The sequence below is a fragment of the uncultured Stenotrophomonas sp. genome (assembly GCF_963519925.1).
In the GTDB taxonomy this organism is placed as follows: domain Bacteria; phylum Pseudomonadota; class Gammaproteobacteria; order Xanthomonadales; family Xanthomonadaceae; genus Stenotrophomonas; species Stenotrophomonas maltophilia_AE.
Window position 1 is genome coordinate 1 of sequence record NZ_CAUQPH010000130.1, and the last position, 10,161, is coordinate 10,161.

A 10,161-nucleotide genomic window follows, 5' to 3' on the forward strand; every position below is an offset into this window, starting at 1 on the left:
GCGCAGCGAAGACCCGAGCGCGCTGCTGGACCCGCCACGGTTGCCGCGCCTGCTGCCCAAGGCGCTGGCCGAGAGCCAGATCGATGCGCTGCTCGCCGCGCCGGACGTGGCGCAGCCGCTGGGCCTGCGCGACCGCGCAATGCTCGAGCTGATGTATGCCGCCGGCCTGCGCGTGAGCGAACTGGTCGAGCTGCCGGCCAATGCGGTGAACCTGCGCCAGGGCGTATTGCGGGTAACGGGCAAGGGCAGCAAGGAACGGCTGGTGCCGCTGGGCGAGGAATCGCAGCACTGGCTGGAGCGCTACCTGCGCGAGGCGCGACCGCAGCTGGTCGGCACGCGCACGGTGCCGGCGCGCGATGGCGAGGTGCCGCTGTTCCTGGAACCCTCGTTGCAGCCGCTGAGCCGCCAGCAGTTCTGGACGCTGGTGAAGATGTACGCCGCGCTGGCCGGGATCGATCCGGTGCGGATCAGCCCGCACGGGCTGCGGCACAGCTTCGCCACCCACCTGCTCAACCGCGGCGCCGACCTTCGCGCGCTGCAGATGCTGCTGGGCCACAGCTCGCTGTCCACCACCCAGATCTACACCCTGGTCGCGCGCGAGCACCTGCAGAAGCTGCACGCGAAACACCACCCGCGCGGGTAGGGTCGACCCCTCAGGCGCTGGATTCACCCGGTCGCCAGTCGCGCGGCAGGCTGATCGCGCGGGGCTCGCCCAGCCGCGGCGGTTTCGGCGGCGCCGGGCCGGTGGGCAACGGCCGTGCCAGCCACGACGCGTGGCGGTCGGCGTCGACCGGATCGACCAGCCGGGCGGTCGCGACCCGCCCGCCGGGGCCGTCGCTGTTGGTCAGCATTTCCCGCCGCAGGTAGCGCACCACGTTCCACTCCGGGCCTGCCAGGCCTGAACCCATCGGCGCACGCGCCTGCAGCCCGTTGAATACCGCTGCCACCGCCTCGGACGGCTGCAGGCTGGGATCCGCTTCGGCCATGAGTCTTGCGGTGGCCTGCACTTCCGCACGCAGCTCCTTGAGCGCATTCAACCGGCCACCCCACACGGCGTCGGCCAGCGCCGCCATGGTGCGGTCCCGGTGTTGTTCGCTGGACGTCACCGAGGTCCGGGAGGTGACCGACGTGCGTGAAGCCAGCGACTCCAGCGAACCGGAGAGGCTGCGCGGGGCCGGCGCCGGCGAAGCATTTTCTATGCGGATCAGCATGTCCTGCACGGATTGGCTTTGCGCTGTGGGTAATCGCTTCTGATCCAGCGTCTGGCGGAGGCTGCTCAGGTAGTCGCTGCGCTTGACCAGTTGCTGTTCGGACACCTCGCCCCGTTGCCAGGCCTTGGTCAAACTCGCCTCCTTGTTCTTGATCGCGAGGAAGGCCTCGTTGTAGCGGGTGGGGGAGCGGACACTCAGCTCCACCTTGGCTGCGGTGCTGCCAAGCTGTGCTTTGACCCAGATCAATGGGGAAGGAATGCGCATGCGGCGGGGAATCGATTCGGGGGATGGAATCATCCCCGCCCGGGGCGGCGCCGGCTTTCAGGAATCGCTCGGCGTCACGGGCCTCACCCGCGCGGCTGTGCGAGAATCCGGCCACTCTCTTCCGTGGATGTACAGATGCGTCGAGTTCTTACCGTGGCCCTGTTCAGTGCGCTCAGCGTGAGTGCCTGCGCCCAGCCGGCCGCCCCCGGTGCCACGCCGGCGGCCAAGCCGGGCAGCAACGCTGCCGCCCCCGCCGCCAAGGGCAATGCGACTGCCGACCAGACCGTGCGCAGCGCGCTGGCCGGGCTGGACCCGAAGTTCAAGCCGGACTACATCGGCGCCGCGCCGTTCCCCGGGTTCCGCGAGGTGCTGGTCGGCGGCCAGGTGCTGTACGTCTCCGACGACGGCCGCTACCTGATGCAGTCGCAGCCCTACGACATCCAGAACCGCGCGCCGGCCAGCAGCGCCGGCCTGCTGGCCTACCGCAAGGCACTGCTGGACAAGGTGCCGCGTGGCGAGCGGATCGTGTTCGCCGCCGCCAATCCCAAGCACACCCTGACGGTATTCACCGACATCGAATGCGGCTACTGCCGCAAGATGCACCAGGACATTCCGGAGCTGAACAAGCTCGGCGTGACCGTGGAATACCTGGCCTTCCCGCGCATGGGCCCGGCCAGCCAGGATTTCAAAGACATGATCTCGGTCTGGTGCGCGGCCGATCGCCGCCAGGCACTGACCAGCGCCAAGCAGGGCCAGCCGGTGGCGCCGAAGAACTGCACCAGCCCGGTGGCGATGCAGTACAACCTCGGCCAGCAGGTGGGCGTGAGCGGCACCCCGGCGGTATTCGCCGCCGACGGTACCCAGCTGGGCGGCTATGTGCCGCCGGCGCAGCTGCTCAAGGCGCTGGAGCGCCAGGCGAACTGAAGCACGACCGCCCCGGATGCTCGCGTCCGGGCGCGCCCCAGCCCTGATGCAGCCAACTGGAATTGGCAACGCGGATGTCGATGGGCTGTGGAACGCAGCGGGGTTGCGGCGTTGCCCGCAGATCCGGCGTCATGCCGGTACCGCCATTGCGCCAGGTCGGCTGCCATTGACGGGCGGCTTGCCAGTTTTTGATCGTCTTGATGGAAATCCGCTTCAGCAGCGTCCGGATTTCCACTTTTTCCGCGGCGCGCTCGCTGCCCAATACCGCAGCCACGCGCAGGAATATCGTTGGGGTTCGCAAGCAGGGCTACCACACCGTTGAGCGGGATTGCCCATTATTCGGCGCTGACGGTTGCAGGCGACTTCCAGGAATCGATCAGCGACCACGCCGCGTCGCGCCCGGGGCCATGGCGGCCCCGGGCGCGGTGACGCTTATTTCAGGCCATTGCTGATCGTGTTGACCAGCGTGCCCTGGGTGTCATCGCCGCTGAACTCCCAGAAGAACGCGCCGCCCAGTCCCTGGGTTTTCACGTAGCCCATCTTCTCGGTCACCATCGCCGGAGTGTCGAAGCTCCAGAACGTGGTGCCGTTGTAGCTCCACGTGGCCCGCGCCGTGGCGTCGGTGAAGACCGGATGGTTGAGGTTCTTCAACACCTTCCAGTCTTCGATGCCCGCCTCGTAGGTACCCGGTGCGGCCGTGCCGGTCTGGTACAGCCCGTTGTTGACGTTGGGCACGTTGGTCCAGCCGCGACCGTAGAAGCCGATGCCCAGGTTGAGCTTGCTGGCCGGCACCCCGCGGGCGAGGAAGGCTTCCATCGCATCGTTGCTGTTGTACAGCTTCACATCACCGGTGGATGGATCGGCCGGCGAATCGAACAGCGCCGAATGGTGCCCGGTCTTCGGGTCGAACGCGCCGTGGAAGTCGTACGTCATCACGTTGATGAAATCCAGGTACGGGTGGTACGCCGCCGGATCGGTCACGCGAATCTTGTCGATGCCCGCGCCTACCGCCACGGTCAGCAACAGGCCCGGCCGCACCGCATCGAGCTGGCGGCGGAATTCGGCCATCAGCGCGGTGAAGTTGGCATTGTCGGCCGGGGTCCCGCAGGCGATGCCGCACGCCACCGGGTATTCCCAGTCGATGTCGATGCCGTCGAACACACCCGCCGCCGCGCCCACGCCACCGGCACCGTCGGTCACCGGCAGGTTGCCCTTGATGTAGGCATCGATGCACGAGGCCACGAAGGCTTGGCGGTTGGCCGGCTGCGCCGCGCTGGAGAAGCCGCGCGACCAGGTCCAGCCACCCAGCGAGATCAACACCTTCACGTTCGGGTGCTTGGCCTTGAGCTGCTTGAGCTGGTTCCAGTTGCCGCGCAGCGGCTGGTCCCAGGTGTCGGCGCTGCCGCTGACGCTTTCACCGGCCTGGAAGGCCTTGGTGTAATCGGCGAACGCATCGCCGCCGGCGCCGGTGTTCGGGTCGGAGGGCTGGGTGACGCCCACTTCGCAGCGGTTGTTGCGCACGTTGCCGAAGGCGTAGTTGATGTGGGTCAGCTTGCTGGCCGAACCACTGGTGTCGATGTTCTTGACCCGGTAATTGCGCCCGTAGATGCCCCACTGGGTGAAGTAGCCGATCACCCGCTTGTTGCCGCCACTGCCGCCACCGGCACTGGTGGTCACGCTGATCGTGGTACTGCGGGCCGAGGCGTTGCCGGCGTTGTCGCGCGCACGCACGGCATAGGTGTAGGCGGTGCTGGCGGTGAGCCCGCCGTCGGTGAACTGGGTGGCGCTGGGCGAGCCGACCAGGCTGCCGTTGCGGTACACGTCGTAGCCGGCCACCCCGCTGCCGCCGCTGTTGTCGGTGGCCGCGTTCCAGGCCAGGTTGACCGTGGTTGCGGTCTTCGAGGGTGAGGCAAGGCCGCCCGGTACGCTGGGCGCGGTGGTGTCGTTGCTGGCCGCGTTGACGGTCACGCTGACCGTGGCCGACGAGGTCACCGCATTGTTGTTGTCGCTCGCAACTGCTTTGAAGGTATGGGTGCCGGCCGCCGCGTTGGCCCAGCTCACGCTGTAGGGCGCGCTGGTGTCGACGCCGAGCGAGGTGCCGCCGCGGAAGAACTCGACCTTGCTCACGCTGCCGTCGGCGTCGCTGGCGTTGGCGCTGACGGTGATCGTGCTGCCCGCGCTGAAGCTGGCGCCGTTGGCCGGCGAGGTCAGGCTGACGCTGGGCGGCTGGTTGCTGCCGCCGCTGTCGCAGGCGCCCAGGTTGGTGTAGTAGGGCGCGCCGGCCGGGTGGTCGGGCGGGGCGTTCCAGATGTCCTGGTTGGCCCGGTACAGCACGCCGCCCTTCTGCAGGGTGGTGCCTTGCTTGTAGATCACGTTGCCGTCCCACACCGGCACGCCGGTACAGCTGGCGGCCAGGGCAAGGCCCGGGCTCAGGGCCGCCGAGCCCAGGGCCAGGGCCAGCAGCCAGCGTCGATGCCGGGCCGGTCGATGGGGAGATAACGATGTCACCTTACTGCGCGCACTCGGGTCAGCCATGGTCGTACTCCGATCAAGGTGATGGGCACTGGGCGGCGGGGTGCCGCCCAGCGTTGCAGCAGGTCCGGGGCCGGTGAGAGAGGCCGGCGACAGCTCAGGGGGCGGACATGGGACCCCACCGGGACGGTGTGCCCGGCGGGTCGTGGCAACGTTGTCATGGATTGCCATGGCAATCCGTGCGCCAGCGCAAGGTTCCGAGCGTCCGATCGTGCCCACCCCGGGACGCGAGGGGTCGCGGCGGCGACCACCGGGGGGCGCGGACCGGTACAATAGTGGGCCCCGTTCCCAACCACGGTTCCCCGGACATGATGGTCCTCGAGGGCGCATCCGCCCTTTCGCCGTTCCGCCGCGAACGTCTTGAATCCCGCCTCCAGTCCCTGGCCGCCGATCTGCGCATCACCGGTGCCTGGCATGTGTATTTCATCCAGACCGAAGGCGACGCCGCCCCGGACCCGGTGGTCCTGACCCGGATCCTGGAAGCCGAGCCGGCCCCGGCTGCGCGCGCGGAAGGGGCGATCAGCCGCTTCGTGGTGCCGCGCCTGGGCACGCTGTCGCCGTGGTCGAGCAAGGCCACCGAACTGGTGCGTGGCGCCGGGCAGCCGATCCGCCGGGTGGAACGCGGACTGCGCATCGACCTGGCCGGCTGGCCGGCGGATGCCGAGACCCGCGAGGCGGTGGTGCGCGCGTTGCACGACCCGATGACCCAGTCGGTGCTGGACGATGCCGCCCAGGCCCAGGCGCTGTTCAGCGCGCCGGCCCGCGGCGAGCTGGAGCGGGTGGCGCTGGACGACCTGGAAGCGGCCAACCGCCGGCTCGGCCTGGCCATGGCCCAGGACGAGATCGACTACCTGCGCCAGCGCTTCGGCGAACTCGGCCGCAAGCCGTCGGACGTGGAACTGATGATGTTCGCGCAGGCCAATTCCGAGCACTGCCGGCACAAGATCTTCAATGCCAGCTGGACCATCGATGGCGCGGACAAGCCGCACTCGCTGTTCCGCATGATCAAGAACACCCACCAGCAGACCCCGCAGCACACGCTCAGCGCGTACAGCGACAACGCGGCGGTGGTGGCCGGCTTCCCGGCGGCGCGCTACCGCCCGGACCCGGCCAGCGGCCAGTACCGCAGCGAACCGGTGGTCGATTCGGCGTTCTGCATCAAGGTGGAAACGCATAACCACCCGACTGCGATCGCCCCGTTCCCGGGCGCATCGACCGGTGCCGGCGGCGAGATCCGCGACGAAGGCGCCACCGGCCGCGGTGGCAAGCCCAAGGCCGGCCTGACCGGGTTCTCGGTCTCGCACCTGCGCATCCCGACCCTGCCGCAGCCGTGGGAGGCGCCGCGCGCGCTGAACCCGCGCATGGCGCCGGCGCTGGACATCATGCTGGAGGGCCCGCTCGGCGGCGCCGCCTTCAACAATGAATTCGGCCGGCCGAACCTGCTCGGCTACTTCCGCAGCTTCGAACTGCCGGAAGGCGAGGGCCTGACCCGCGCCTACGACAAGCCGATCATGCTGGCCGGTGGCCTCGGCGCGATCGACCAGGTACAGGTCGAAAAGCTGAAGCTGCAGCCGGGCGACGCGGTGATCGTGCTCGGTGGCCCGGCCATGCTGATCGGCCTGGGTGGCGGCGCCGCAAGTTCGGTGGCCTCCGGCGAAAGCGCCGAGGACCTGGATTTCGCCAGCGTGCAGCGCGACAACCCGGAGATGGAACGGCGCTGCCAGGAAGTGATCGACCGCTGCGTCGCGCTGGGCCTGGACAACCCGATCCGCTGGTTCCACGACGTCGGCGCCGGTGGCCTGTCCAACGCGATTCCGGAACTGCTGCACGACTCCGGCGTGGGCGGGGTGATCGACCTCGGCAAGGTGCCCACCGACGACCCGTCGCTGTCGCCGATGCAGCTGTGGTGCAACGAATCGCAGGAACGCTACGTGCTCGGCGTGCCGCAGGAGCGCCTGGCCGAGTTCGCCGCGCTGTGCGCACGCGAGCGTTGCCCGTTCGCCGCCGTCGGCGTGGCCACGGCAGAGGAACGCCTGGTGGTCGCCTATGGCGCGACCGTCGGCAACATCCCGGCCGATGCCCCGATCGACCTGCCGATGGACGTGCTGTTCGGCAAGCCGCCGAAGATGCACCGCGACACCGCGCACCCGGCGGCACCGCGCTGGCCGGCGCTGAAGACCGGCGGGCTGGACCTGCACGAGGCCGGCCTGCGCGTGCTGGCACACCCGTCGGTGGCGTCGAAGAACTTCCTGGTCACCATCGGTGACCGCAGCGTCGGCGGCCTGACCGCACGCGAACAGATGATCGGTCCGTGGCAGCTGCCGCTGGCCAACGTCGCGATCACCCTGGCCGGGTTCGATACCCTGGCCGGCGAAGCGATGGCGATCGGTGAACGCACCCCGCTGGCGCTGCTCGATGCCGCCGCCTCGGCGCGCATGGCGGTGGGCGAAGCGATCACCAACCTGTGCGCGGCCCCGGTCGACGCGCTGGAAACGGTGAAGCTGTCGGCCAACTGGATGGCGGCGGCGGGCCATGACGGCGAAGACGCGCTGCTGTACGACGCGGTGCGCGCGGTCGGCATGGAGCTGTGCCCGCAGCTGGACCTGAGCATTCCGGTCGGCAAGGACTCGCTGTCGATGCAGGCGCAGTGGCACGACGCCGGCCAGGCGCACAAGTCGGTGTCGCCGGTGTCGCTGGTGATCTCCGCGTTCGCGCCGGTGGCCGACGCCAGCACCCAGCTGACCCCGCTGCTGGACCGCGATGCCGACAGCGAGCTGTGGCTGATCGGGCTGGGCGCGGGCAAGCAGCGCCTGGGCGGTTCCATCCTGGCCCAGGTGCATGCCGACCACAGCGCGCTGCCGGCCTTCGCCGGTGCCGTGCCGGACCTGGACGACCCGCAGCGCCTGCGTGCGTTCTTTGAACTGATCCGCGACGCGCGCCAGTCCGGGCTGCTGCTGGCCTACCACGACCGCAGCGATGGCGGCGCGTTCGCGGCGCTGTGCGAAATGGCCTTTGCCTCGCGCCAGGGCCTGGACATCACCCTGGACGCGTGGGGCGACGACCCGTTCCGCAGCCTGTTCAACGAGGAACTGGGTGCGGTGGTGCAGATCGCGCGCGAAGACCGTGCGGCCTTCGCCGACCTGGTCGAGCGCCACGCGCTGACCGAGTGCGCCCAGCGCATCGCCAGGCCGACCACCGCACCGGTGGTGCGGGTGTCGCTGCAGGGCGAAAGCCTGGTGGAATGGCGCTGGGAAGCGCTGTTCGATGCGTGGTGGTCGGTTACCCACGCCATGCAGAAGCTGCGCGACAACCCGGACAATGCCGACCAGGAGCGCGCCATCGCGCGCAGCTTCACCGCGCCGGGCCTGAAGCCGAAGCTCAGCTTCGACCTCAATGAAGACGTGGCCATGCCGTTCATCAACACCGGCGCGCGTCCGCGCGTGGCGGTGCTGCGCGAGCAGGGCGTCAACGGCCAGATCGAAATGGCCAACATCTTCGAGCGTGCCGGCTTCAGCAGTTTCGACGTGCACATGAGCGACCTGATCGAAGGCCGCGTGGACCTGTCCGACTTCACCGGCCTGGCCGCCTGCGGTGGCTTCAGCTACGGCGACGTGCTGGGTGCCGGTCGTGGCTGGGCGACCTCGGTGCTGGAGCGCAGCGCGCTGCGCGATGCGTTCGCCACGTTCTTCGCACGCCCGGACAGCTTCGCGCTGGGGGTGTGCAATGGCTGCCAGATGATGAGCCAGCTCAAGGACATCATTCCCGGTGCCGGCCATTGGCCGCAGTTCCGCCGCAACCGCAGCGAGCAGTTCGAAGCGCGGACCGCATTGCTGGAAGTGGTGGAGTCGCCGTCGATCCTGCTGCGTGGCATGGCCGGTTCACGCCTGCCGGTGGCGGTGGCGCATGGCGAAGGCCAGGCGGTGTTCGCCACCGCCGTGGACCAGGCCGCGGCGCGCGTCGCGCTGCGTTACGTGGATGGCGACGGCAACGTCGCGACCCAGTACCCACTCAATCCGAACGGCTCGCCCGACGGCATCACCGGCCTGACCACCACCGACGGCCGGGTGACCATCATGATGCCGCATCCGGAGCGCACCCCGCGCGCGGTGAACCTGAGCTGGCGTCCGGCGGACTGGAACGGCGACTCGCCGTGGCTGCGCATGTTCCGCAACGCAAGAGTATGGTGCGGCTGACCACATGTGATGGAGTGGTGAGTACCGCGTGAAAAAACCGCCGACCTTGTCGGCGGTTTTTTTTTGCGCGCGCGCCAAACTGTGACGAAGCAACGAGTTACATCGCGTTACATGCATCGGTGCGTGTGATGGCAAATGCTCACAAGCTGCTAACAAAACGCGCTTATGAATAGTCGGATCTGTGACGCCTCTCGCGTTCGTGGACTTTTTAACGTCAAAGTCTTGACGCCACCAAAACCCTGCGTTAACACTGAGGTCTCATTTCGACAGCGTTCAGTTCTGCAGTAACCCCAAGGATGGCGAGTTCTCTGTTCGTTGCACGCGCCGTTCGGCAGCTCACGCAGTAATCAAAAAAATTCCAAGCGAAAACGCCCCCAGGGGACGTTGGACCACGGTGTCCGGCGTTGGCGTCGCTTTGCCCGAAACCAGTCCAACCAGGAGTCGCATCGATGAATCGGATTTATCGCAAGGTCTGGAACAAAGCACTGGGGCAGATGGTGGTTGCCTCTGAATTGGCCAGCAGCCAGACCTCCGGCGTGGTGATCGACCAGCGACGGTCAGCCGGCGCACGCAGCGCATCGGCGCTGTCCGCCGCCATCGCGTTGACGCTTGGATTCGGGATCGGTGGGGCGCCGTCGGTTGCGCAGGCGCAATCAGTGGAGGTCGGTGGCAATGCGAACTGCGTGGTGCTCAACAGCAGCGTGATCGACAGCTGCGTGGTGGACGGCAACGCCACCGCCTCGGGCAGCAACGCCGTGGCGATCGGCAGCAACAGCACGGCGTCGGCCGCCAACAGCGTGGCGCTGGGCGCCGGCTCGCGCGCTGCGCGCGCCAACACGGTGTCGGTCGGTGATGCCGGCAGGGAGCGCCAGGTGACCAACGTCGCCGCCGGCACCGCCGCCACCGATGCGGTCAACAAGGCCCAGCTGGACACCGTGGCGGCCACCGCCGCCAGCGCCACGCGCTACTTCAAGGCTGACGGCGCGGGCGACGACAGCGACGCGGCCAGCATCGACGGGGACGGCGCGCTTGCCGCC

The 10,161-nt window shown here is 68.6% G+C and carries 7 protein-coding genes; 4 read left to right on the top strand and 3 right to left on the bottom strand.

The features are described from left to right. On the top strand, positions 1 to 643 hold a 643-nt coding region (locus RWO33_RS16695), incomplete at its 5' end, for a site-specific tyrosine recombinase XerD (protein WP_314106268.1). Positions 644 to 653: 10 nt separating this feature from the next. Here RWO33_RS16695 and RWO33_RS16700 read toward each other — a convergent pair. Beyond that, on the bottom strand, positions 654 to 1,475 hold the full coding sequence (locus RWO33_RS16700) for a hypothetical protein (RefSeq protein ID WP_314106269.1): 822 nt from the start codon (positions 1,473 to 1,475) through the stop codon (positions 654 to 656). Between the two features lie 135 nt (positions 1,476 to 1,610). Here RWO33_RS16700 and RWO33_RS16705 point away from each other — a divergent pair, with 135 nt between their 5' ends. Continuing rightward, positions 1,611 to 2,399, top strand: a complete 789-nt coding sequence (locus RWO33_RS16705; RefSeq protein WP_314106270.1) for a thioredoxin fold domain-containing protein — start codon at positions 1,611 to 1,613, stop codon at positions 2,397 to 2,399. Here the strand turns inward: RWO33_RS16705 and RWO33_RS16710 are convergent. Both RWO33_RS16710 and RWO33_RS16715 read right to left on the bottom strand, forming a co-directional pair. After that, positions 2,371 to 2,673 carry a hypothetical protein gene (locus RWO33_RS16710; protein ID WP_314106271.1) on the bottom strand — a complete coding sequence of 101 codons (303 nt, stop codon included), beginning with the start codon at positions 2,671 to 2,673 and terminating at the stop codon, positions 2,371 to 2,373. The genes RWO33_RS16705 and RWO33_RS16710 overlap by 29 nt on opposite strands. Before the next feature lie 158 nt (positions 2,674 to 2,831). Further along, positions 2,832 to 4,934 carry a glycosyl hydrolase family 18 protein gene (locus RWO33_RS16715; RefSeq protein WP_314106272.1) on the bottom strand — a complete coding sequence of 701 codons (2,103 nt, stop codon included), beginning with the start codon at positions 4,932 to 4,934 and terminating at the stop codon, positions 2,832 to 2,834. Between the two features lie 305 nt (positions 4,935 to 5,239). Here RWO33_RS16715 and purL point away from each other — a divergent pair, with 305 nt between their 5' ends. Together purL and RWO33_RS16725 are read left to right on the top strand one after the other, a co-directional pair. Then, complete coding sequence (gene purL / locus RWO33_RS16720; protein WP_314106273.1) at positions 5,240 to 9,124, top strand: phosphoribosylformylglycinamidine synthase; 3,885 nt, start codon at positions 5,240 to 5,242, stop codon at positions 9,122 to 9,124. A gap of 449 nt (positions 9,125 to 9,573) precedes the next feature. Beyond that, on the top strand, positions 9,574 to 10,161 hold a 588-nt coding region (locus tag RWO33_RS16725; RefSeq protein WP_314106274.1), incomplete at its 3' end, for an ESPR-type extended signal peptide-containing protein.